Source organism: Haloferax sp. YSSS75, from assembly GCF_046764215.1.
GTDB lineage: Archaea > Halobacteriota > Halobacteria > Halobacteriales > Haloferacaceae > Haloferax.
Genome location: NZ_CP177206.1, coordinates 2,174,039 through 2,195,294, shown reverse-complemented (window position 1 = coordinate 2,195,294; position 21,256 = coordinate 2,174,039). Strand labels below are relative to the sequence as shown.

The window sequence follows — 21,256 nt, the reverse complement described above, 5'->3', positions numbered from 1 at the left end:
CTGAGACGGGCGTCGTGTCAGTTCGCAGTCCCGTTACGGTGCGCTGTCGCGTCCGACCGAGACGAATCGTGCGACGAACCGAACTGAACGCCCACAGAATAGCGGCTTTTCGACGAACGACGTAACTCACCATCGACAAAATCTTATCCCCCTGCTCTGTATCTCCGACTATGACTTCCGTCGGCATCGACGCCATCGAGATTCGGACCGGTAAACTCGTTTTAGACCTCCCCAACACCTTCGCGCCAGTGAAGGGTGAAGACCCAGAGAAGTACACGAAGGGCCTCGGCCTCTACACCTCGTCGTTCCCCGACGTGTACGAAGACATCGTCACGATGGGCGCGAACGCCGCCAAGTCGCTGATGGACCGAAAGGGGCTGACGCCCGCAGACATCGGCCGAATCGACGTTGCGACGGAGTCCGCGTTCGACAACTCCAAGCCGGTGTCGACGTACATCGCAGGCTGTCTCGAACAGGTGTACGACGAGGACTTCCGCCACGCCAACAAAGGCGAGCGTAAGTTCGCGTGTATCGCCGGGACCCAGAGTCTCGACGACGCGTACAACTGGATAAAAGCGGGCCGCAACCGTGGTCGTTCGGCACTCGTCATCGCCACGGACACTGCACTCTACGAGCGCGGTGACCCGGGCGAGGCGACGCAGGGTGCCGGTGCCGTCGCGATGCTCATCGACGAAGACCCGGACCTCGTCGAACTCTCGACGGAACAGGGCTACGGGAGCATGGACGAGACGGACTTCCTCAAGCCCAACCAGCAGTTCCCCTCGGTCGACGGCAAGCGCTCCATGCAGGTGTATCTCGCTCGCATGCGCGAAGCACTCGAAGATTACGAGAGCGTCGCGGGTCGGACCCACCCGGACCACTTCGAGTACATCCCGTTCCACACGCCGTTCCCCGGCATGGTCCGGAAGGCGGCGCTCCTCGGCTTCCGTCACATGAGTCGCGACACGGAAATCGAAGACGAACTCGAAGGCGAAATCGGCCGCCAGCCCCGTGAAGTCGACTTCGAGACGTGGGACGACTACGAGGAGGCCATCCGCGCCTACATGGACGACCTGAAGACGACCGAACAGTACCGCGACTGGTACGACCGTGTCATCGACCCGACCATCGACATCTCCAGTCGTGTCGGCAACTGGTACACGGGGTCTGTCCACATCGCTCGCCTGTCGGCGCTGAAGTCCGCCGCCGAGGGTGACAAAGAGATGGCCGGTAAGAAGCTCCTCGTCGGTTCCTACGGGTCCGGCGCGCAGGCCGAGATTCACGCCGAGACGGTCCAGGAGACGTGGCGCGAGGAAATCGACGGCGTCGACGTGGATAGCCAACTCGAGGACCGAACCGAGATTTCGTTCGAGGACTACGAACTCATCCACGACGTCCACAACCACGAGAAGGAAATCGAAGTCGAGGAGTTCACCCAACCCGAAGGCGAGTTCGTCTTCACTGGCTGGGGTCGGATGAACGAGCGGCGTTACGAATACGTCGAATAGACGTCGAGGAGCGAGTCCGCTCACTCGAACGGAGTCAGAGTGTGCTACGCACTCCTCGCGATTGGGTTCTTTTTCGTCGACGAGTGCAGGTCGATTCGGCCGAGAGGCCAGCGACGACCTGACCGCAGGAGGTGTGGCGGTTAGAACGACCGAACACGGCCGGGTGCCAACGTCCACGACTCTGCGGGGTCGCCCCCACGGTCGTCGTAGAACTTCCGTCCGATGTAGTCGTCGCTCACGTTACCGATAATCGTGGTGTACAGTTCCCCCGGCGACGCGTAGGTCTCTGGGCCGAGTCGGGAGAGAATCGTCTCGATAGTCTCGGAGTTGTCGTCGTCAGGTGCCTCGATTGGAACGTCGCCCGCTTTTTCGACCACGAGGTCCGACGTGACCGGGTAGTCGAACTCCGATTCGAGGAACGGGGACAGTTCGCGGAACTTCATGTGCAGTGCTAGTCGCTCCCACCATGTCTCTTTTTTTGGCCTTCGAGAGGACACTCTGGAGAACCGAAGTGATGCCGGTTCGACGGACGAGGCGACTCGGCGAACGTTCGTCAGGGGAGTTTCCGCAGGTCTTCGAGCATCGTGTCAAGGTCCCGGTTGGTCACGGCGAGGCCGAATCCGTCGATAGTCGCGAGCGACGGCGCGTGTTCCCACAGGTCGTCTTCCGTGAGGCCGTGGAGGACGACTGCGTTGGGCGTCGGCGTGACGACGCGCATCGCCACGAGTGGTGACTCGCCGCGGGTGACGTCCGTAAAGACGAGCGCACGACTCGTCGATTGCCCGTAGAGTCGGTAGAACTCCTCTGACGAGAGGCGCGTGATGGCCTGGATACTGTTGATGACGGTGTGGCCGCTGATTCGGTCCTGGTCGCCGTCGACGATTTTGGTCGCGCCGATGGCGTCGTAGAACGTGTCGAGCGGAATCGACGTCGGATACTCCCGGAGGTCCTGTACGATGTCGCTTTCGAATCCGGCCGAGAGGACGCGAGCGTACTGCCGGATACGGCTCCCGCCACGGGCCTCGTCGATGTCGAGGAGCGCTTCGACCATGCGGCGGATGACGCCGATGCCGGGACTCTCGCGACGACCACTCTCGTAGTCCGAGACGACCGACGACGAGACGTCGAGTTGCTCGGCGAGGGCCGTCTGTGAGATGTCGAAGTCGGTTCGCCACTTCCGGAGGGTCGCGCCGGGGTCGTCAGAGAGAGTAATCTCTCCCGCGATTCGGCGGGCGAGGTCGTCGCGTGGGGCCGCGGTCATCGGCAGCACCTCCATACGACGGGGGGGTGAGACATGGCGTAACGTGCGGGAGTCCCCTGCAAAAGAGTGTCGAAAGGGGTCATCGTCGCCTGACGAACTCGGCGCGGCAGACGTGGACGAATCTCACACGATTCCCCGAACGAGGTGAGTGGAACGTCGTGGTGGAGCGAAGCGAGTGAACCCCACGCAAAACCTCAAGTTCGTTCGATGGTGAGTGTGTGATATGCCATCGACCCTCGTTCACGTCGCCGTCGGCGGACTCGTCGGGGCGGCCTTACTCGGTCGGTGGTTCGACTCACGGGCGATTCTCGTCGTCCTCGTGGCGGCGGCGGTTCCTGACCTCGACTCCTTCACCAGCACGATTCTCCCCGGGAGTCATCGGTCGCTCTTCCACACGCTCTTTCTGCCCCTGTTGCTCGCCGCCCTCGTCGCCTACGACACGCGTCTCCGAGACGAGTCGGTGATTCGGCGTCGGTGGGGTACCCGTGGCGTCGTCGTCGCGTGGGTGGCAATCGCCGCGCTCCTCGGCGGTGGTATCATGCCGGACCTCTTTACCAACGGCGTCAACGCATTTTACCCCCTCCGAGACGCGTTCATCGCCATCAACGGCGAGGCACTGTGGTCGAGTACGCGCGGGTTCGTCCAGACGTTCGTCGAGTTCGGTGCGAAGGAACCACCGCCGACGACTGAGACGCTCCACTACAGTACCGTGGTCGACCCGTCGCCGGGTGCCGAACCCGAGAACGTCGAGCGTATCGCACCGCTCGCGTCGTCGGGTCTCGAACTCATGCTGGTCCTCCTCGGCGCTGGCGTGGTCGGTGGCCGACTCGCCGCGGCGCGAGTGTGGGGCGGACGCGACTGACCACCGTTCGACTCCGAGCGTTCTACCCACCGTCCGACTCCGAGGCTTCATAACCGATGCCGGCGCACCGCTTCCTATGAGCGAGACACCGGGTGACGTCGTGATTCGCCCGTACGATTCGAGCGACGCCGACGCGTTCTGGGAACTCAAACGAGGATTCGAACTCGGCATCGGCGAGGGAACCGGCGGGGACGACAAACTCTCGGCGTACGAGTCCAAACTCACCGACGACTACCGAACCCGATATCTCTCGTGGGTCGACCGCTGTGGGACCGAGGACCCCGGGTGCGTCGTCGTCGCGGAGGCCACCGACGACGGCGAGACGGAAGCCGAGGAGTCCGAACTCGTCGGCTACGCGTTCGTCCTTCCCGAGGAGATGACGTTCATCTGGGACGCGGCGGTCCTCAACGAGATTTTCCTCGCGCCCGACTATCGCGGGACGGGCGTCGCGGACGAACTCATGGAGGCAGTCCTCGACCACGCGCGGTCACAGGACCTGCCGCTCGAGCGGATGGTCCTCGACGTGGACGAAGCAAACGACCGGGCGCGTGCGTTCTACGAACGATACGGGTTCGACCACTGGGGCGAACTCGTCGCTCGTGACCTCTGAGCGCCGCGTTCGACGCCTGACGAGCGTCGTTATCTGAGTGCGGCGGCGACTGCGCCACCGACGCCCCCGAGGAAAACCGGGTATGCCAGTCCGGCGAGGAGCACCGCAGTCACCGGGTCCGGGCGAGCGACGGCGTCACCGACGGTGACCGAAAACAGTGCGAGACCGGCGACGATTACGGGGAGATAGCCGACGACTGTTGCCGCGCCCGCGACGACGCCAGTCTGGACGGACGACGCGCCGTGCGCGACTGCGATGGCGGCACCGGTAGCGACGAGCGTCACGACGGGGACGGCATAGAGGAGCGCCGAGAACGCCTCGAACTGCTCGACGAGATTGGCCGACGACGTCGTCCCGAACAGACCGGGGAACGTCGTCGCGACGCCGTGGGCGTTCAGGAACACCCACCCGACGACTTTCCACGTCGGAAGCCCAGACCCGAGCGCTTCGAGCACCTGACTCGCCGTCGAGTTCTCGATGGTTCCGGACGTCGCGAGATACGTGAGGAGATAGCCGAGGAGGGCGGCACCGAGGCCGGATACTGCACCGACACCGGCGGTTCGAAGTCCACTCTGCTTCGATTCGGAGACCGATTCAGTTGCGACTGACACTGTGAACGCTGGCAACGATAGTCGCCGGTAAATATCTCGTGGCCGTCGTGTGCGGCGTTCTCGACCACCATACCACGACGCCGCACACCGGCACGAAAAGAGCCACGTTCAAGACCTGTGGGGTGATATCGGTCCCCATGCTCTTACGGAGCGCTCGAATTATCGACCGCGGGGAGGTCACTACCCCGACCGACGTCCGGGTCGACCCGGAAACGGGACGCATCCGTGCGGTCGGGAACCTCTCTGCACGGGGTGACGAGCGCGTCGTAGACCTCTCGGGGAAGACGGTCACCCCCGGCCTCGTGGACGCACACGTCCACTTCTCGCTGTCCGGTGAGCGAAGCGTCGAAGACGTCGTCGGACTCTCGGACGCCGAACTCACACTCGTCGAGGTTCGAAACGCGCGGAAGACCCTCGAAGCGGGTATCACCGGCGTCCGAGGGATGGGTGCCCGCGACATCGACGTGGTGCTCAAGCGGGCTATCGACTCCGGCGACGTTCCGGGCCCACGGATGGTCGCCAACTGTCGGTCGATTACGATTACCGGCGGCCACGGCCACCACATGGGCCGCGAAGTCGACGGTGCTGACGACGCCCGCCGAGCGGTCAGAGAACAGGTCAAACTGGGTGCCGACTTCATCAAGTTCATGACTACCGGCGGGGTGACGACGCCCGGGAGCGACCCCGGTGCAGTCGCGTTTACCGACGAAGAACTCCACGCGCTCGTCGACGAGGCACACCGTCGCGGCGTCCACACGGCGACGCACGCCCACGGTGCCGAAGGCGTCAAGGCCGCCATCAGAGCGGGCGTCGACACCGTCGAACACGGGACGTTCCTCGACGACGAGGCCATCGACCTGTTTCTCGCAGAAGACGTGACGCTCGTCCCGACGCTCTCTGCGCCGTATCACATCTCCCGCAACACCGAGGCGGCGACCCGAGAAGACGTCACGAAAGTGGATTTCGTCTACGACAGACACCTCGAATCCTTCCGGAACGCCGTGGAGGCGGGCGTCACCATCGCCGGCGGTACCGACGCGGGGACGCCGTTCAACTTCCACGGTGGCAACGCTTCCGAGATACAGTTCATGGCCCAACACGGGATGGCACCCATCGACGCCATCCGCGCGATGACCGAGACGGCGGCGGACGCCATCGGTCTGGACGACTGCGGCGTCGTCGAACCCGGCGCCTACGCCGACCTGCTCGTCTTCGACGACGACCCACTTTCGGACCTCACCGTCCTCAACGACCCGACGGCAGTGCTGAAAGGTGGGCGCGTCGTCACCGGGTCGCTCCCCGAAAACTGAGTCTCCGACTCACAGGACGTCGCTCGCGTCCCAGTGGAACTCGGCGTCGTAGTCGCCACCGGTCGCCTCCTGCCACTCTTCGTGAGAGACGCTGTAGACGTACTGGTCGGCTATCTCGTCGCCAACGGGCAGGCTATTCCGGTCTCTGCCGTCACGCCTGCCACCCAGTGTGTCCATGTACTTCTCGATAGCCCGCTGTGAGTTTTCGTTCTCGACGGCGTGTTTGACTTCGACGAGTTCCAGGTCGAGCACGTCGAACGCGAGCGCCGCAAGTGCTTCGGCACGTTCACCCGAGTAGCCCCGGCCCCAGAACCGCGGCCGTAACCAGAACCCGAGGGTGCCGACGCGACGGTCCCACTCGGTGTGGATACCGCCGAACCCGGCGAGTTCTCCGGCGCCGTCTTCACCCTCGCGCGGGAACACGCCGAACTGAGCGCTCTCGGCGTCGTCCCACTTCGACGCACAGCGGTCGAGGAAGTCCTTGGTCACTTTCGGCGTCTCGTGACGTGCCCACGGCATGAACTCCGTCACGTCGTCCATGTACGGTTGCGAGCACACCTCGTAAGCGTCGAACGTGTCGATGTGCTCCGGGCGGGCGGCGACGAGTCGGAGTCGCTCCGTCTCGACGACGTCCGGGAAGAGGTCACTCATCGCGGCCCTCCCAGCGGAATTCGGCGTCGTACTCGCCGTCGGTGGCGTCGTACCACTGTTCGCGCGTCACCGAGTACGTGCGCGTATCGCGAGGGTTGCCGTCCATATCGACCACGTCGTTTCTGAAGTGGCCGTCGAACTGCCCACCGAACTGGTCGACGTACTTCTCGATGGCGCGAATCGAGTTGTCGTTCTCCGGGAGGGCGGCGACGTAGGCGACGTCGAGGTCCAGGAGGTCGAAGACGATGGCGAAGAACGCGGCGGCGCGTTCGCCGGAGTAGCCACGGCCCCAGTATTTCTTGCGGAGCCACAGACCGAAGACGGCGCGGCGCTTGTCCCACTCCGGGTCGAAACCGGTCGTCCCGGCGAGTTCGCCCGCACCGTCTTCCCCGTCGCGTGGGAAGATTGCGTAGCCGGCTTTCTCACCCTTCTCGTGGGCCTCGCTCACCTCGCCGAAGTAGTCGAACGCCTCTTTCGGCGTCTCGTGGGGGTTCCACGTGACGTACTTCGTCTCTTCTTCGATGGTGTCCGACCGCGAGGCACCGAAGTAGTCGTACGCGTCCAAGGGGTCGACAACCTCCCGCGACAACGCACGAAGGCGAAGCCGCGGGGTGACAATCTCGTCGGGGAACATGGAACGAAACGCACTCGGAGCACGATAATAAATTTTCTGAACATTGACACGTGTGCGCACGCCTCACGGGCCGTACAGAGACGCAGAAGTTGGGCAGTCCGAGGGTCAGTCGTCCAACTGCGGACTGCTTCGTTCGGGGGTCGGTGCCGACTCGTAGTCGCCGAACTCGGGGTGAGTCTCTTGCATCCAGACGAGCGCGACGCCACCGGAGACGAACATCGCGGCAGCGGTGACGTAGAAGGCCATCTGAACCGAGACGATGTCGGCGGCGAGGCCGATGAGGATGGCACCGAATCCGTACCCGGCGTCGCGCCACATCCGGTAGACGCCGAGTCCGGTGGCCCGCCACGTCGGGTGGGCAGCGTCGCCGACGACTGTGATGAGGTTCGGATACAGGAGTGCCATCCCGACGCCGGTGACGCCTGCGGTGAGCATCCACGGGAGATATCCGGTGACGAACGTCGTCGCGAGGACGCCCGCCCCGGCGAGGAACATCCCGGCGACGACTGGTGGTCGACGGCCGATGTCGTCGGCGAGTTTCCCTGTGTAGAGTTGGAGGACGCCCCAGACACCGCCGTAGACGCCGACGACACCACCGACCTGAACGACGGAGAGACCCGACGAGGTGAGATACAGCGGATAGGCAATCCAGACGAGCGCGTCGACGAACTTCTCGACGCTGCCGGCCTGTGCCGCCGCGAACAGCGTCTTGTCACCCCACGTCGCTCGTTTCAGGATGTCGACGAACGGCAGGTCTGCGTCCGCGTCGTCGTCCGCGGCGGACGCTTCTGCCTCTGCTTCGGCGTACGGGAGCGTCTCTTCGACGAAGAAGATGGCGACGAAGAGGCCAAGCAAGACGACGCCGACGAGGAAGACGAATGGTGCGGGTCGAAGGCCGTACTGCCCGGCGATGATACCCGTCACCCACGACCCGACGGCGACGCCGCCGTAGCCGAAGGCTTCGTCGAGTCCGACGGCGAGTCCCCGGCGTTCACCGCCTGCGAGGTCAATCTTCGCGTTGACGCTCATACTCCACGCGAGTCCCTGATTGACCCCGAGGAGGACGTTTCCAATCGTCACCCACCACCAGTTCGGTGCGTAGATGAGGACGACCGGAATCGGCAGTGCGACCAACCAACCTGCGACGAGAATCGGTTTCCGACCGTAGGTCTCTGCCCACTTGCCGCCGTAGAGATTGAGCAGTGCCTTGACGAAGCCGAAACTGACGACGAACGACCCGATGACGAGCACCGACTCGACGCCGAGGACGTCGCGTCCGAGGATTGGGACGACGTTCCGCTCCGAACCAATCGTCAACCCGACGGCGAACACCGTCAGCAACTGAAGGACGAACTGTTGCCAGTTCTCGCGAATCCCCTGTGCGTACCTGACCATCTGTGTGGATGTGGGTCCGAGATTCGACTATTAATAGTGCACGGTATTCACATTTCTATACACTCAAGATGTGTCGGTCACCAGTTCAGGTTCTGCTCCGGAGCGGCGACGCGTTTTGCGAACTGGGCGCTCGCACGTTCGTACGATTCGTCGAGGAGTGGTGCGAGCACCGTCTCGACAGTCTTCTCGGAGGGGGAGACGACGCTCACCCACCCGGCCCACCCGTAGATTGGGTGGGGTTGGAGTTCGTCGAGTGCCGTGAAATCGTGGCCCGTGTCGACGACACCACCCCTCGGTGGGCGTTCCGGACGTGGGCCGAAGAGGTTCCGATAGGTTGCGTCACTGAGGCCGAGATTCACCCGCCAGCAGTCGTCACGGTAGAGCGCTGACGCCACGTCGTTGTCGCTGTCGCGGACTTTCACCGTCACGAAGTAGGTGCCGCGAGGGAGTCGCCCGCCGGGGTTGTAGAAGAGTCCACGCTCGCCCCACGCGTCGTGGAGAACCACGTCGTCGTATCGGTCTGCGACGTATTCGAGGAAGTCGTCTGGGTTCACACGGGAGTAACGTCTGCTGAGAGCGTTACCCTTTCGCGGGCGACTCTGTGACCAACACGGCGACGTGGACGACTGCGAGGGCGACGTTCGTCGGCCACCAGAACCCGAGTGGGGCGAGAGCGAGTTGGAACACCGCGCCAGCGGCGAGTCCCCCACGGGCGTCGGCACCACCGCGGAGCAAGGTGACACCCAAGAGCGCCTCGAAGACGACGAGAATCGCGAGCAACCCCTGTAAGTTCGGGAGTACGATACCGACCCAGAGCGACCGATAGATGTCGAACAGGATGAACTGCGTTATCTCACCGTAGACGCCCGGTGTCCGAACCCCGAGGTAGACGTGGGCGAGTGCGCCGGCGACGTAGGTAAGACCGAGTAGGAGACGAAAGCCTCGCGCGACTCGGTTTCGACTCACCCGTCCTCCGTCTTCTGCGGTGATTTTCTTCGTCCTCCAGAGCCCGTTGACCGGGTGTGAGGGTAAACAGTGTCACGGAGTCTCACACACTAAGAATCACGAGTGAAGTATTAGTCGATACGTCACGTCTCCGTATGGGGGAGGAGGATGAACTGGGAGAAAGTCGTCGCAGTGTACGCGCTCGTCGCCGGAGTGGCGATACTGGGACTGTGGACGATGCTCGTGACGACACAGCAGGTGACCGAACTCCGAACAGAGCCGTTTTCGATGTTCACTCACCTCGTCGCAGAGGGATTGACGTCTGTCGCACTCGTCGGCGCGGGAATCGGGTTACTTCGACAGAAAGAGTGGGCCCAACCGCTCAGTCTCGTCGCGTTCGGGATGTTACTCTACACGGTCATCAACAGCGCGGGCTACTACGCACAACTCGGCGAAGTCGGCGTGATGTTGGTGTTCTCTGCGATGGTGCTCACGACTGTCGTCGCACTCGGATGGGCGTTGCTGGACGCACGGAGACGGTGGCGTCGGACGTCGTGGTGAACGAGGACGACGAAGACGTCGTGGCGCGTGTGCACAGTTCGCTTGTGACGGTTCTTGAGGCCTGAGAACCGTCTGTATTCTCCTTGCACTCGTTCAGCGTATCGATAGCTGGTGACGTGTGATGACGCAGTTCCAGCGCGAAACGGTGCGAATTGGTGCGGTAAGAGCAGTACTCGACGACGGTCGGAAACTCGCCGGTGTGTTATTTTTCGTCCTCGCAGCACAGTTCATGACGGTAATCATGCTCTCGGCGGCGATGGTTCCGGGCTACGACTTCAACAGCGCGGCCATCAGTGACCTCGGTGTCTTCCCCGAGACGGCGTTGCTGTTCAACGTCTCGCTCGTCCTGGTCGGTGTGTTCAACCTGCTTGGCGGGTACGCCTTCTACCGGACGCACGGGAAGCGATGGCTCCTCGGTCTGTTCGCGGTTGCCGGTGTCGGTGCCATCGTCGCGGGACTCTTCCCACTCGGCACCTCTGACCTCCACAGTCTCGGTGCGCTACTCGCGTTCCTGTTCTTCAACCTGCAGGCGCTCGGCACCGCGACGCGCGTCGAAGGACCGATGAAAGCACTCTCGGTGCTCCTCGGTCTGGCCGGCCTCGTCTTCGTCGTCCTGATGATTCTCGGCGACAGTGGCAACACGGCCGTCTTCGGCGCGATTGGCCACGGCGGCACCGAGCGAATGATCGTCTACCCCCCGATGCTGTGGCTCGTCGCCGTCGGTGGCTACCTCATGGCGGCCACCGACACCCGAACCGGCGCTGCCGACAGCACTCCCGCTGGCGCTGACTGAGGACGGCGATTCAGTATGACCCTCCCCCTCCTTCGGACACTCACAGTCCTCACGCTCGTCCTCGCAGTCGCGAGTACGCCCGCGCTCGCCTCACTCGCCGTCGCGACTCAGTCACAGGTCGTCCCGGCGGCAGACCCACTCGTCCCACTGCAGGCCGACGGTGACCCCGTCGACGCCGACGAGTTCGAGACGTGGCTCGACGCGACGATGGCGGACCAACTCCAAGCGTACCACGTTCCCGGTGCGGCGGTCGTTCTCGTACAGGACGGTGACGTCGTCTTGTCGAAAGGCTACGGCTACGCCGACATCGAATCCGAGACGCCGGTCGACGCGGACGAGACTGTCTTCGGCGTCGGGTCGACGTCGAAACTCGTCACGTGGACGGCCGTGATGCAAGGCGTCGAAGACGGCAAACTCGAACTCGACAGGGACGTCAACGACTACCTGACCGAGTCGCCGGTGACGGTTCCGGATACCTACGCGACTCCGATTACGCTCGAACACCTCGGGACCCACACGGCGGGCTACGAGGACTCCTTCGGCGGGACACTCGTCGACGACCCGAGTGACCTGCGACCGCTCGGAGCGGTGCTCGCCGAGAACCAACCGAACCGCGTTCGCCCACCGGGTGTCGAGGTTTCCTACTCGAACTACGGTGCTGGATTGGCCGGGCACGTCGTCGAAGAACAGTACGGGACGACGTTCACCGACTACGTCGAGTCGAACGTCTTCACTCCGCTTTCGATGGACGACAGCACCTACGACCAACCCGTCCCCGAGCGCCTGCAGTCACGGCTCTCGAAGGGGTACACCTACCAGAACGGTGAGTTCGTCCCACAGGAGCCACAGATATGGGGAATCGCCCCGCAGGGTGGTGCCATGCGGTCGACGCCGGCCGACATGGGGAACTTCATGCTGGCGTATCTCGACGAGGGCCAGTTCGGCACAGAACGCATCCTCGAAGCGGAAACTGTCCGCGAGATGCACCGCCAGCACGTCTCCAAGACACCTGACGTTCCCGAACTCAACGGCATGGCCTACGGGTTCATCGAGATGGACCGGAACGACGAACGAATCGTCGGTCACTGGGGTGACACGGCCTACTTCAGAAGCCTGCTCGCACTCTATCCCGAACGCGACACTGGCCTGTTCGTCGTCTACAACTCGCCCGGTGGCCACGACGCTCGATTCGAACTCTTACAGGCGTTCACTGACCGCTATTACCCGCGGTCAGGGTCACAGACCGGCGAACCGCCGGTGGGTTCCGCCGACCGGGCCGCAGAACTGACCGGTGACTATCGGTCGCTCACCGTCTCGGAGTCCTCGTGGCACCGCGTCCTCGGCGTCATGACGCGCACGTTCACAGTCGGCGTAACCGACGACGGCTATCTCACGACCCAGCGACTCGGCAGTGAGCGACGAACGTGGGTCGAACTGCGACCCGGCGTCTACGAGGCGGTGGGTGGGCAGGAGAAACTCGCCTTCCGATTCGACGACGAGGGGCGGGCGACCCACCTGTTCTTCGGGAACTTCGGCCCGGCCACCTACGAACGCGTGCCGTGGTACGACTCACTGGCCGTCACGCAAGGTATCGTCGTCGGAGGGTCGCTCGTGCTCCTCTCGATGCTCCTGTTGCTCCCCGGTGGCTACTTGTGGCGACGGTTCCGTGGTCGGGAACCGCCGACAGACCGCGAACGGGTCGCGCGGTGGCTTTTGGGCGCGTCGAGTCTGCTGTGGGTGGCCACGGTGGTCACCTTCCTCCTCGCGTGGTTGAACTTCAACGCCGAAGTCGCCTCACCGTCACTCGCGCTCCGCGTGGGGTTGGTCCTCCCCTTCGTCGCACTCGTCGGGACGCTCGGCGCAGTCGTCGCAACCGGCATCGCGTGGCGTGACGACTACTGGACCGTCCCCGTCCGACTCCACTACACCGCCGTGACACTCGTCGCGATACTGGTCGCGTGGAAACTGTCGTCGCTGGGGATTCTCACACTGTAGCGGCCGAAACGCGCAGTGCCTCGCCGCGCCCCACCTCACTCAGCCAGGAATCGAGCAACTTCGGCCCAGAACGCGTCCGGTTCCTCGATGAACGGATAGTGGCCGCTCTGTTCGAAGAACACGAGACGCGAGTCCGTGATACCCTCGGCCAATTGCTTCGACGCAGTGGGTGGGAACTGCGGGTCGTGGGTGCCACACAGCACCAGCGTCGGGACGGATATCTCACCGAGACGTGGTGTGTAGTCGACTGTTCGCGCGATGCGGTGCCACTCGGCGCGCCCCTCTTTCGGTCGAATCCAGTCGCGGAGTTCCACCGGTTCCGTCTCGACGAACCGCTGGTCGACGAAGGAGTGTCTGGCGACGAAATTGTTCAGGTGTCGTTCTGTCGCCAACCGAGGCCACACGAGGTGTACGGTGCCGAGAACGGCGAGTCGCCAGAATGCCGGATGGCTCCGATTCCACAGCGCTCCCGGTGCGTCCATGTACGACGGGCCACCGGCCCCGGTTCCGACCAACACCAGTCGCGCCACCCTGGCCGGGTGTTCGAGTGTGAACGCCAGCGTCACCAGTCCGCCCATGCTGTGACCCACCACGTCCACGGGGTCGGACACCTCACACACGTCGAGCGATTCGGTGGCGCAGTCGTGCATCTCTTCCATCGAGAGCGACGCGGGACGCGTCGACGCACCGGACCCCGGGGGGTCGAACGTAATCACCTGCCGGCCGAGCGCGACGAGGCCATCGATGAGTGCGTCGGCGCTTCGGAGGCCCGGCCGCTGAAACCGATGTGGCCCCGGCATCAACAACACGGGGTCGCCACTGTCGCCGAATCGGTACACTGCGAGTCCGTCGTGGATGCGGAATGGGTCGGGTGGCTGGTCAGGCATGGGAGTGTTGCGAGCGAAGCGCAGTGTGCGGTGTCGGATGTGGCGACAGACGCGTGAGACAGTGTGTATGCACTCGCCGCGTGTAAAACGATAGTCGCGAAACGGCCGTGAGGCGTCGGTGAGTGACGCTCCGCAACCACTAAACGCGCCTCGTTCCTTCCTCCGGTAATGGTAGACTGGACGGAGAAGTACCGCCCATCGACGCTCTCGGAGGTTCGCGGGAACGACAAGGCCCGTGACGCCCTCGCAGAGTGGGCCAAGACGTGGGACGACCACCGGGAGGCAGTCGTCGTCCACGGAAGCCCGGGCATCGGAAAGACCTCCGCCGCCCACGCGCTCGCCGCGGACATGGGGTGGGAGACGGTCGAGTTGAACGCCTCGGACCAGCGGACCGGTGACGTCATCGAACGCTTCGCCGGTCGCGCCGCGAAGAACGCCACGCTCTCTGGGTCCTCGGCGGGTACCTCTACTCGCCAGTTGGTCATCCTCGACGAGGCGGACAACATCCACGGCAACTACGACCGAGGCGGGTCGAGCGCCGTGACGAAACTCGTCAAATCGTCGGGTCAGCCCATCGTCCTCATCGCCAACGAATTCTACGACATGAGTCGCGGCCTGCGGGGTGCCTGCCGCGAAATCGAGTTCCGCGACGTCTCGTCGCGCTCTATCGTCCCCGTCCTCCGCGACATCTGTCGGAAGGAGGGACTAGAGTTCGAGTCGGCGGCGCTCGAACGCATCGCCGAGATGAACAGCGGTGACCTGCGGTCGGCCATCAACGACCTGCAGGCAATCGCGGAGGGCCGCGACAGAATCACCGAAGACGACGTCGTCATGGGTGACCGCGACCGGTCGGTCGGCCTCTTCGAGTTCCTCGACGCCGTCCTCAAAGAGAAGTCCGCACAGGAGGCGCTCTACACCGCCTACGACGTGGACGAGACGCCGGACGACCTGACGAAGTGGATAGAGGACAAGGTGTCGCTCGTCTACGAACCGGACGAACTCGCTCGCGCCTACGAGTTCCTCGCCAACGCCGACAAGTGGCTTGGTCGGGTTCGCGCCACACAGAACTACTCGTACTGGCGCTACGCGACGGACAACCTCGCCGCCGGTGTCGCCGCCTCTCGGGACCGGACACGCGGTGGGTGGACGCGCTACGGCGGCGCACCCTACCGCTCGACGCGAGACAAGACGCGCGACACCGTCGTCCGAAAGATTGCAGAGAGAGGCGGATTCAGCATGGCGACGGCCCGCCGCGAAGTCCTCCCGTATCTCTCGGCGCTGACGCACCACTGCAAACCGCGCGAACTGACCGTCGCAATGACGGCGTACTACGAGTTCGACGAGTCGCACGTCTCCTTTGTCACCGGAAGCGGTGAGACGACGAACAAGGTCCAGTCCATCGTCGAAGACGCAGAAACACTCCGCGAGGAACTCGTCGAAGAACACGCCGGCGGCGCGTTCGCCGGCATGGAAGACGTCGAGATGACCGACAGCGACGCGAGCGACGACGCGTCCGACGACGTTCTCGACAGAGACGCCGACGACGAGGACGCCGCCCAGACCGAAGACGAGTCGGAGAAAGACGACGGACAGGCCGGTCTTTCGGACTTCTTCTGAACGACGACTGCGTCCTCCCGGGCGCGCTACTGCGTTCGCTCCACGAGCACAATCCCACGTCGTCGCGGGCGAGGCCTTTTGTACGATAGCGACGCACCCCTGCGTATGCGTGCCGCAGTCCTCCGCGAACACGGTGAACCACTCGACGTGACCGACGTTCCGGAACCAGAACTCGACTCCGACGGTGTCGTCGTCGACGTGGAGGCCTGTGGTATCTGTCGGAGCGACTGGCACGCGTGGATGGGCCACGGTGAGTGGGCAGACGATGCGGTCGAACCGGGACAGATTCTCGGCCACGAACCCGCCGGACGGGTCGTCGCCGTCGGCGAACGCGTCGAGACGATTCGAGAAGGTGACCGCGTCGCACTGCCGTTCAATCTCGCCTGTGGGTCGTGTGGCTACTGTCGGATCGGACACGGGAACGTCTGTACCGGCGACCACCCCCACGCACTCGGATTCGAACAGACTGCACAGGGTGCGTTCGCCGAACAGGTCCACCTCCCGTCGGCAGAGTACAACGCGATTCGATTGCCAGACGGGGTGGCCTCGCGCGACGTCGCCGCACTCGGGTGTCGATTCATGACCGCCTACAACGCCCTCGACGCGCGGGCCGGCCTTCGCGCCGGTGAGTGGGTCGCCGTCCACGGATGCGGCGGGGTCGGACTCTCGGCTATTCAGGTGGCGAACGCACTCGGTGCCCGTGTCGTAGCCGTCGACGTCCGTGAGTCGGCACTCGACGTTGCCGCGGAACTCGGGGCCGACGAACTCGTCGACGCGTCGGCGGAGGACCCAGTGGCGGCGATTCGGGGCGTGACGGACGGTGGCGCGGACGTCTCGGTGGACGCACTCGGCGTCGCGGAGACGTGCCGGAACTCCGTTCGGTGTGTCAGACCACGTGGGACTCACGTGCAGGTCGGACTGACGACGGACGCCGAGCGAGGCGAGGTGTCACTGCCGACTGACTGGATGACGCGCCACGAAGTCTCGTTCGTGGGTGCGCGCGGGATGCCACCGACGAGTGCATCGGACCTGCTGTCGCTTCTCGAATCGGATGCGGTCGACCCCGGGTCACTCGTGACGAAGACAGTCTCGCTGGACGAGGTTCCCGAACGATTGGCGGCGATGACCGACTACGACACCGTCGGTGTCGAAGTCATGACGATGTGAAAAGCGGGGGGAGAGGGGACCGGTATCGCGTCAGGCAGTCGGCGTGAGGACGCGCTTCGTCTCGTCAGTCTCGTCTGTGTCGAGTCCGCGCCAGACGGTGGTTCCGCAGTCGGGGCAGTCGATGTGGTCGACGCGTTCGTCGTCTATCTGTTTTGGCCAGTCGTCGATACCGGCGGTCCGGCCACAGGTCTGGCAGAACAGGACCATCTTTCGTCGGTCTGTGTCGGGCGGGTCGGTACGGACGCTGCGTGGAGGGCAGTTCATGCCGCAGAAAGCGGTACTCCCGGGGATAAGCCTGTTGGATAGTTGTCGGGTGTGTGCCCGACTAACCTACCGCAGAGTCGCGTCTCGGTGTGGCCGCTCTCAGAGTATCTTCGAGAGGAACTGCTTGCCCCGGTCGGTCTCCGGGTTCTCGAAGAACACTTCTGGCGGCGAGTCTTCGACGACACGTCCGTCGGCCATGAGGACGACGCGGTCACCGACTTCGCGGGCGAAGCCCATCTCGTGGGTGACGACGAGCATCGTCATCCCCTCGTCGGCGAGTCCGTGCATGACTTCGAGCACTTCCCCGACGAGTTCGGGGTCGAGCGCGCTCGTCACCTCGTCGAAGAGCATCACGCGTGGGTCCATCGCGAGTGCGCGGGCGATGGCGACGCGCTGTTGTTGCCCACCGGAGAGTTGGTTCGGGTAGGAGTCCGACTGTGTGGCGAGTCCGACGCGGTCCAAGAGCGTCTCCGCTCGCTGTGTGGCGTTCGATTCGTCGAGGCCTTTGACTTTCGTCGGTGCGAGCGACACGTTCTCCAGTGCCGTCTTGTGCGGGAAGAGGTTGAAACTCTGGAACACCATCCCGATACGCTGGCGCAGGTGGTTGATGTCCGCGTCGGGGTCCGAGATGGACGTTCCGTCGAGACGAATCTCGCCGTTCTGAATCTCTTCGAGGCGGTTCGCACAGCGAAGGAGCGTCGATTTCCCCGACCCCGAGGGGCCGATGATGACGCACACTTCGCCCTCCTCGACGTTCAGGTCGATGTCCTTGAGGACGTGCGTGTCGCCGAAGTACTTGTCTACCCCTTCGAATTCGAGGAGGCTCATCGGCGGTCACCTCCCCAGTCGGAGCGAGCTTCGAGGTAGCGAACCACCTTGCCGAGCGGCAGGGTGATACCGAGGTACGCGATGGCGACGAGCAGAATCGGCGTCCACGGGTCGAACGTCGCGGAGTTGATTTGGCGGAACGCGCTGATGAGTTCCGGAACCGCGATGACCGTCAGGAGCGAGGTGTCCTTCACGAGGATGACCTGGTCGTTCCCGATTGCGGCGAGGGCGTTGCGCCACGCCTGCGGGAGGACGACTTCGCGCATCGCCTGTACGTACGACATCCCGAGCGAGCGAGCGGCCTCCATCTGGCCTTCCGGAACCGCGTTGATACCGCCGCGGACCGCCTCACCGACGTAGGCGGCGTGGTTCAGGGTCAGGCCGATGATGGCGGCCGGAATCGCCCAGTTCGGGATGGGGAACTGACCCGGTGGCCAGAACGCAGGAATCCCGAAGAAGATGACGATGAGTTGGAACAGAAGCGGCGTCCCGCGGAAGAACTCGACGTATCCGCTCGCGACAGTGTTGGTGATACGGGTCTTCGAGACACGGCCGAGGCCGACGAAGATGCCGGCGATGATAGAGAGGAAACTCCCTGCGAGGAAGATGCCAAGGACGAGCAGATACGCCTCGATGAACTGCGGATAGATAATCTCGACGAACAGACCGAAGTCGACCTGTGTGAAAATGATGGCACCGATGAACAGGCCCACGACCAGTGTGAACAGTGAGGCGAACGCCGCGCCCGCAAACTTGAGCGTCTTATCGTTCAAAAACTGCTCTTGAAACTCCTCGTCAGCAGTTCTCCCGTCCGAGTATGATTCAGCCATTGATAATGGTTAACACGGTGTTTGTATAAAAACGGGTGGTGCGTCGATTTAGCCCGAGAAGTACTTCGAGTAGATCTCGTCGTACGTCCCGTTGTCTTTGATGGTCGCGAGGGCGCCGTTGACCTCTTCGCGAAGGTCATCGTCGTCCTTGCGGAAGCCGATACCGTACTCCTCGACGGTGAGGGTGAGGTACGGCGGAGCCTCTTTGCCTGCCTCGGCGGCAGCGCCCTCTCCTTCGAGGAACTTGACGTCGCCGCTCTGGTTGACGAACTCGGCGTTGACGGTGTTGTCGTTGATGACCGCGACGACCTGATTGTTGATGAGCGCGTCGAACGCACCGTTAATCTGGTCGTAGCGCTGGATGGTCATGTCGCCGCCGAACTCTTCTTTGAGTGCGTCGGCCGCTGCTGCACCGGTCGTCCCTTTCTGGACACCGACGGTCTTGCCTTTGAGGTCTTCTTTCGCGCCGATGTCGCCGTTCTTGAGGACGACGACAGTCTGGTACGCCGTGAAGTACGGGTCGGAGAAGTCGATTTTCTCCGCACGCTCTTCGGTGATGGTCATCGCGGACATGATGACGCGGAAGTTCCCGTTGTTGAGCGACGGGATGATACCGTCGAAACTCGTCTTCTGGAACTCGTGTTCGTAGCCCAGCTCTTCACCGAAGACGGCTTCTGCGATGTCGACGTCGAAGCCGGTGAGTTCGCCTTCGGTCGTCTCCCACTCGAACGGACGGTACGGAATGTCCGAACCGATGGTAATCGTTTCACTGCCACCGCCGCCGCCGCCGAGACAACCGGCCAACGTGAACGCGGCCGCTGCCCCTGCGGAGCCCTTGAGATAGGTACGACGTTTCATAACAGGCCACAGGTAGCACATCCCCGTATAACACTTCTTCGATATGCGTCTCGATTCACGGTTCTTTTGGTGAAAATTGCCAGTAAATAAGGTGAATGAATAGAATACTGCTCGGATTATGGACAGAAATCAAAAACGGGGCGGATTTTGGCACAAGGATATAACTGTTGCTTACTTTTTTGATCCCGTTGACAGTCGATTACGGCGTCGGAGAGCAGAATGGGGGACGGACTCCCCGTCAGTCGGCGTCGTTGGAGACTCCCTCTGGGGGACGGGGGAGTCCGCCACGCACCAGGACAGCGGCGGCGACGACGAGAATCAGCGCGACGACAGTCCCGCCGAGGTGGGCCAGTTGGAGCGTCGGGCCGTACACCTGCCTGCCGGCGATGAGCAGGGCGACGACGACGACGCTGGCGGGTCCGGTGACGAATCTGAGACGGCCGTACACGTCCGCACGCGACTCGTGTGCCGCGTTCGCCCAGAGCGTCGCGGCCACGAGTGCACCGTACGTCGCGAGTCCGACGACGTAGTACGTCGCCTGCGACAGTGGCCCGAACGAGACGAACGTGTGGGGAGTGAGGACGAGCATGATGGGTGCCCCAACGAGTGCAAGTCGGATGGCGTCTGCGACGCGCGGGATTCCACGGTCGGTGAGTCCCCACGCGGCGGCGGCGACGACGGCGGTGAAGATGGACGTCGCGACGACGTAGTGGGCGGTGAGGATGACCCACTCGTACTCGGTGACGGTGAGTGCGCCGAGGACGATTTGGAACGGGAGAATCACGGTGGCGACGACGAGCGCCCAGCGGACGCGTGCCGCGACGCCTTCGCGCCACGCTTTCACCGTCGTCCCGAGGATGAGGAAGCCAGTGAGCATGGCGACGAGGCGGTGGAACCACTCGATGAAACTGCCCCAGTTGGCCGGGAACAGTCCGAGGAATCCGTCACAGAACGGCCAACGACCCGCGCAGGTCAGTCCGGCACCCGAGGCGGCGGTGTAGACGCCGAGGACCATCAGGATGCCAGTCATCGCGGCGGCACCGGCCAGGAGGCGGCGAAGCCGAGGTGTCATACGCTGGGGTCAGGTTTGCGCGAACTTATATCTCTCAGGTTCGGGCGTCGAAGCTGTCACGGGTGGCCAGTCCGGTTGCCACTCACAGCGACGTCGACGACGTGACCATCTTCGGAGAGACACCAACCGTCTGACAACCTACGGACGTATATCGATTTCAGTCCAGAATCGGATAGAAATATAATTCAGCGAACATATTTCCGATGAGACACCCAACTAAGAGTTGGGGGAGAGAGATGACGCGAAAGTGGCTCACGAGGGGGCTCGTGGCCTTCTGTGTAGTGGTGGGACTGCTCGTCGCCGGTGTCGGACCGGTGGCGGCGGACGAACTGTCAGACGGGAATAACACCGGCGAAGCGGTGTGCGAAGAACTGTACGCCGACGCGTACGCGGAAATCGACGGATTCGCGGAGAGACTTCCGGTCGACCACGTCCTCGAAGGTGACGTGCTCGGCCCGATTCAGGCGGTAGTCTCACAACTCAACTACGACTTGACGACGCGGAACTGCGCGATAGAATCACCCTGAATTGCTTTTTTGTCGACTGTCCATTCGGCGAGTCTCGGCGACGAGTCGCCCCATTGAAGTCGGTCCAGTT

The 21,256-nt window shown here is 63.4% G+C and carries 24 protein-coding genes; 10 read left to right on the top strand and 14 right to left on the bottom strand.

Features of this window, described 5'->3' with window-relative positions; all coding sequences use genetic code 11:
* Positions 1-170: 170 nt before the first annotated feature.
* A complete protein-coding gene (gene hmgB / locus ACK3R5_RS11645; protein WP_411967068.1) occupies positions 171-1,508 on the top strand; it encodes a hydroxymethylglutaryl-CoA synthase in 1,338 nt (445 codons plus the stop codon).
* Positions 1,509-1,648: 140 nt separating this feature from the next.
* Here the strand turns inward: hmgB and ACK3R5_RS11640 are convergent, their stop codons facing one another.
* A complete protein-coding gene (locus ACK3R5_RS11640; RefSeq protein ID WP_411967067.1) occupies positions 1,649-1,951 on the bottom strand; it encodes a hypothetical protein in 303 nt (100 codons plus the stop codon).
* Between the two features lie 110 nt (positions 1,952-2,061).
* The gene (locus ACK3R5_RS11635; protein WP_411964218.1) at positions 2,062-2,769 is read right to left on the bottom strand and encodes a helix-turn-helix domain-containing protein; all 708 of its coding nucleotides are present in this window, start codon (positions 2,767-2,769) and stop codon (positions 2,062-2,064) included.
* A 223-nt stretch (positions 2,770-2,992) separates the two neighbouring features.
* Between ACK3R5_RS11635 and ACK3R5_RS11630 the strand changes: the two genes are divergently transcribed.
* Both ACK3R5_RS11630 and ACK3R5_RS11625 read left to right on the top strand, forming a co-directional pair.
* A complete protein-coding gene (locus ACK3R5_RS11630) occupies positions 2,993-3,631 on the top strand; it encodes a metal-dependent hydrolase (protein WP_411967065.1) in 639 nt (212 codons plus the stop codon).
* A 76-nt stretch (positions 3,632-3,707) separates the two neighbouring features.
* Positions 3,708-4,241, top strand: coding sequence for an N-acetyltransferase family protein (locus tag ACK3R5_RS11625; protein WP_411967064.1), 534 nt, complete (start codon positions 3,708-3,710; stop codon positions 4,239-4,241).
* 29 nt (positions 4,242-4,270) lie between these two features.
* On the opposite strand, the gene ACK3R5_RS11620 is transcribed toward ACK3R5_RS11625, so the two are convergent.
* Positions 4,271-4,852: a transporter gene (locus tag ACK3R5_RS11620; protein ID WP_411967063.1), complete on the bottom strand. Its 582-nt coding sequence runs from the start codon at positions 4,850-4,852 to the stop codon at positions 4,271-4,273.
* 137 nt (positions 4,853-4,989) lie between these two features.
* On the opposite strand from ACK3R5_RS11620, the gene ACK3R5_RS11615 reads away from it, so the two are divergent.
* Positions 4,990-6,162 (top strand): amidohydrolase family protein, encoded by a 1,173-nt coding sequence (locus tag ACK3R5_RS11615; RefSeq protein ID WP_411967062.1) that lies wholly within the window; start codon positions 4,990-4,992, stop codon positions 6,160-6,162.
* Positions 6,163-6,171: 9 nt separating this feature from the next.
* Here the strand turns inward: ACK3R5_RS11615 and ACK3R5_RS11610 are convergent, their stop codons facing one another.
* The 5 genes from ACK3R5_RS11610 to ACK3R5_RS11590 form a co-directional block, all read right to left on the bottom strand.
* Complete coding sequence (locus tag ACK3R5_RS11610) at positions 6,172-6,813, bottom strand: GNAT family N-acetyltransferase (RefSeq protein WP_411967061.1); 642 nt, start codon at positions 6,811-6,813, stop codon at positions 6,172-6,174.
* Positions 6,806-7,447 (bottom strand): GNAT family N-acetyltransferase, encoded by a 642-nt coding sequence (locus ACK3R5_RS11605; RefSeq protein WP_411967060.1) that lies wholly within the window; start codon positions 7,445-7,447, stop codon positions 6,806-6,808. Before ACK3R5_RS11605 ends, ACK3R5_RS11610 begins: the two co-directional genes overlap by 8 nt.
* Before the next feature lie 105 nt (positions 7,448-7,552).
* A complete protein-coding gene (locus tag ACK3R5_RS11600) occupies positions 7,553-8,842 on the bottom strand; it encodes an MFS transporter (RefSeq protein ID WP_411967059.1) in 1,290 nt (429 codons plus the stop codon).
* A 77-nt stretch (positions 8,843-8,919) separates the two neighbouring features.
* Positions 8,920-9,396 (bottom strand): DUF6194 family protein, encoded by a 477-nt coding sequence (locus tag ACK3R5_RS11595; protein WP_411967058.1) that lies wholly within the window; start codon positions 9,394-9,396, stop codon positions 8,920-8,922.
* A gap of 25 nt (positions 9,397-9,421) precedes the next feature.
* Positions 9,422-9,808 carry a hypothetical protein gene (locus ACK3R5_RS11590; RefSeq protein ID WP_411967057.1) on the bottom strand — a complete coding sequence of 129 codons (387 nt, stop codon included), beginning with the start codon at positions 9,806-9,808 and terminating at the stop codon, positions 9,422-9,424.
* A gap of 147 nt (positions 9,809-9,955) precedes the next feature.
* Here ACK3R5_RS11590 and ACK3R5_RS11585 point away from each other — a divergent pair, with 147 nt between their 5' ends.
* The 3 genes from ACK3R5_RS11585 (at position 9,956) to ACK3R5_RS11575 (ending at position 13,136) form a co-directional block, all read left to right on the top strand.
* Positions 9,956-10,348 (top strand): hypothetical protein, encoded by a 393-nt coding sequence (locus tag ACK3R5_RS11585; RefSeq protein WP_411967056.1) that lies wholly within the window; start codon positions 9,956-9,958, stop codon positions 10,346-10,348.
* 121 nt (positions 10,349-10,469) lie between these two features.
* Positions 10,470-11,141, top strand: a complete 672-nt coding sequence (locus ACK3R5_RS11580) for a DUF998 domain-containing protein (RefSeq protein WP_411967055.1) — start codon at positions 10,470-10,472, stop codon at positions 11,139-11,141.
* 15 nt (positions 11,142-11,156) lie between these two features.
* The gene (locus tag ACK3R5_RS11575; RefSeq protein WP_411967054.1) at positions 11,157-13,136 is read left to right on the top strand and encodes a serine hydrolase domain-containing protein; all 1,980 of its coding nucleotides are present in this window, start codon (positions 11,157-11,159) and stop codon (positions 13,134-13,136) included.
* 35 nt (positions 13,137-13,171) lie between these two features.
* Here the strand turns inward: ACK3R5_RS11575 and ACK3R5_RS11570 are convergent, their stop codons facing one another.
* A complete protein-coding gene (locus tag ACK3R5_RS11570; protein ID WP_411967053.1) occupies positions 13,172-14,023 on the bottom strand; it encodes an alpha/beta fold hydrolase in 852 nt (283 codons plus the stop codon).
* A 168-nt stretch (positions 14,024-14,191) separates the two neighbouring features.
* Between ACK3R5_RS11570 and ACK3R5_RS11565 the strand changes: the two genes are divergently transcribed.
* Positions 14,192-15,640 carry a replication factor C large subunit gene (locus ACK3R5_RS11565; protein ID WP_411967052.1) on the top strand — a complete coding sequence of 483 codons (1,449 nt, stop codon included), beginning with the start codon at positions 14,192-14,194 and terminating at the stop codon, positions 15,638-15,640.
* A gap of 105 nt (positions 15,641-15,745) precedes the next feature.
* Positions 15,746-16,807 (top strand): zinc-dependent alcohol dehydrogenase family protein, encoded by a 1,062-nt coding sequence (locus ACK3R5_RS11560; RefSeq protein ID WP_411967051.1) that lies wholly within the window; start codon positions 15,746-15,748, stop codon positions 16,805-16,807.
* A gap of 30 nt (positions 16,808-16,837) precedes the next feature.
* On the opposite strand, the gene ACK3R5_RS11555 is transcribed toward ACK3R5_RS11560, so the two are convergent.
* The 5 genes from ACK3R5_RS11555 to ACK3R5_RS11535 all read right to left on the bottom strand — a co-directional run bounded on the left by ACK3R5_RS11555 (position 16,838) and on the right by ACK3R5_RS11535 (position 20,617).
* The gene (locus ACK3R5_RS11555) at positions 16,838-17,071 is read right to left on the bottom strand and encodes a hypothetical protein (protein WP_411967050.1); all 234 of its coding nucleotides are present in this window, start codon (positions 17,069-17,071) and stop codon (positions 16,838-16,840) included.
* A 99-nt stretch (positions 17,072-17,170) separates the two neighbouring features.
* Positions 17,171-17,899 (bottom strand): amino acid ABC transporter ATP-binding protein, encoded by a 729-nt coding sequence (locus ACK3R5_RS11550; protein ID WP_411964201.1) that lies wholly within the window; start codon positions 17,897-17,899, stop codon positions 17,171-17,173.
* The gene (locus tag ACK3R5_RS11545; protein WP_411967049.1) at positions 17,896-18,729 is read right to left on the bottom strand and encodes an ABC transporter permease subunit; all 834 of its coding nucleotides are present in this window, start codon (positions 18,727-18,729) and stop codon (positions 17,896-17,898) included. The genes ACK3R5_RS11550 and ACK3R5_RS11545 overlap by 4 nt, the downstream gene beginning before the upstream one ends.
* Positions 18,730-18,777: 48 nt before the next feature.
* Positions 18,778-19,587, bottom strand: coding sequence for a basic amino acid ABC transporter substrate-binding protein (locus ACK3R5_RS11540; protein WP_411967048.1), 810 nt, complete (start codon positions 19,585-19,587; stop codon positions 18,778-18,780).
* A 238-nt stretch (positions 19,588-19,825) separates the two neighbouring features.
* Complete coding sequence (locus tag ACK3R5_RS11535; RefSeq protein WP_411968658.1) at positions 19,826-20,617, bottom strand: COX15/CtaA family protein; 792 nt, start codon at positions 20,615-20,617, stop codon at positions 19,826-19,828.
* A gap of 278 nt (positions 20,618-20,895) precedes the next feature.
* Between ACK3R5_RS11535 and ACK3R5_RS11530 the strand changes: the two genes are divergently transcribed.
* A complete protein-coding gene (locus ACK3R5_RS11530) occupies positions 20,896-21,186 on the top strand; it encodes a hypothetical protein (RefSeq protein WP_411967047.1) in 291 nt (96 codons plus the stop codon).
* Positions 21,187-21,256 lie beyond the last annotated feature (70 nt).

Excerpts from the sequence above, each read along its gene's own strand:
- hmgB (WP_411967068.1), top strand. The coding sequence starts at position 171 with ATGACTTCCGTCGGCATCGACGCCATCGAGATTCGGACCGGTAAACTC.
- ACK3R5_RS11640 (WP_411967067.1), bottom strand. The coding sequence starts at position 1,951 with ATGAAGTTCCGCGAACTGTCCCCGTTCCTCGAATCGGAGTTCGACTAC.
- ACK3R5_RS11635 (WP_411964218.1), bottom strand. The coding sequence starts at position 2,769 with ATGACCGCGGCCCCACGCGACGACCTCGCCCGCCGAATCGCGGGAGAG.
- ACK3R5_RS11630 (WP_411967065.1), top strand. The coding sequence starts at position 2,993 with ATGCCATCGACCCTCGTTCACGTCGCCGTCGGCGGACTCGTCGGGGCG.
- ACK3R5_RS11625 (WP_411967064.1), top strand. The coding sequence starts at position 3,708 with ATGAGCGAGACACCGGGTGACGTCGTGATTCGCCCGTACGATTCGAGC.
- ACK3R5_RS11615 (WP_411967062.1), top strand. The coding sequence starts at position 4,990 with ATGCTCTTACGGAGCGCTCGAATTATCGACCGCGGGGAGGTCACTACC.
- ACK3R5_RS11610 (WP_411967061.1), bottom strand. The coding sequence starts at position 6,813 with ATGAGTGACCTCTTCCCGGACGTCGTCGAGACGGAGCGACTCCGACTC.
- ACK3R5_RS11605 (WP_411967060.1), bottom strand. The coding sequence starts at position 7,447 with ATGTTCCCCGACGAGATTGTCACCCCGCGGCTTCGCCTTCGTGCGTTG.
- ACK3R5_RS11600 (WP_411967059.1), bottom strand. The coding sequence starts at position 8,842 with ATGGTCAGGTACGCACAGGGGATTCGCGAGAACTGGCAACAGTTCGTC.
- ACK3R5_RS11585 (WP_411967056.1), top strand. The coding sequence starts at position 9,956 with ATGAACTGGGAGAAAGTCGTCGCAGTGTACGCGCTCGTCGCCGGAGTG.
- ACK3R5_RS11580 (WP_411967055.1), top strand. The coding sequence starts at position 10,470 with ATGACGCAGTTCCAGCGCGAAACGGTGCGAATTGGTGCGGTAAGAGCA.
- ACK3R5_RS11575 (WP_411967054.1), top strand. The coding sequence starts at position 11,157 with ATGACCCTCCCCCTCCTTCGGACACTCACAGTCCTCACGCTCGTCCTC.
- ACK3R5_RS11570 (WP_411967053.1), bottom strand. The coding sequence starts at position 14,023 with ATGCCTGACCAGCCACCCGACCCATTCCGCATCCACGACGGACTCGCA.
- ACK3R5_RS11565 (WP_411967052.1), top strand. The coding sequence starts at position 14,192 with ATGGTAGACTGGACGGAGAAGTACCGCCCATCGACGCTCTCGGAGGTT.
- ACK3R5_RS11560 (WP_411967051.1), top strand. The coding sequence starts at position 15,746 with ATGCGTGCCGCAGTCCTCCGCGAACACGGTGAACCACTCGACGTGACC.
- ACK3R5_RS11555 (WP_411967050.1), bottom strand. The coding sequence starts at position 17,071 with ATGAACTGCCCTCCACGCAGCGTCCGTACCGACCCGCCCGACACAGAC.
- ACK3R5_RS11550 (WP_411964201.1), bottom strand. The coding sequence starts at position 17,899 with ATGAGCCTCCTCGAATTCGAAGGGGTAGACAAGTACTTCGGCGACACG.
- ACK3R5_RS11545 (WP_411967049.1), bottom strand. The coding sequence starts at position 18,729 with ATGGCTGAATCATACTCGGACGGGAGAACTGCTGACGAGGAGTTTCAA.
- ACK3R5_RS11540 (WP_411967048.1), bottom strand. The coding sequence starts at position 19,587 with ATGAAACGTCGTACCTATCTCAAGGGCTCCGCAGGGGCAGCGGCCGCG.
- ACK3R5_RS11535 (WP_411968658.1), bottom strand. The coding sequence starts at position 20,617 with ATGACTGGCATCCTGATGGTCCTCGGCGTCTACACCGCCGCCTCGGGT.
- ACK3R5_RS11530 (WP_411967047.1), top strand. The coding sequence starts at position 20,896 with ATGACGCGAAAGTGGCTCACGAGGGGGCTCGTGGCCTTCTGTGTAGTG.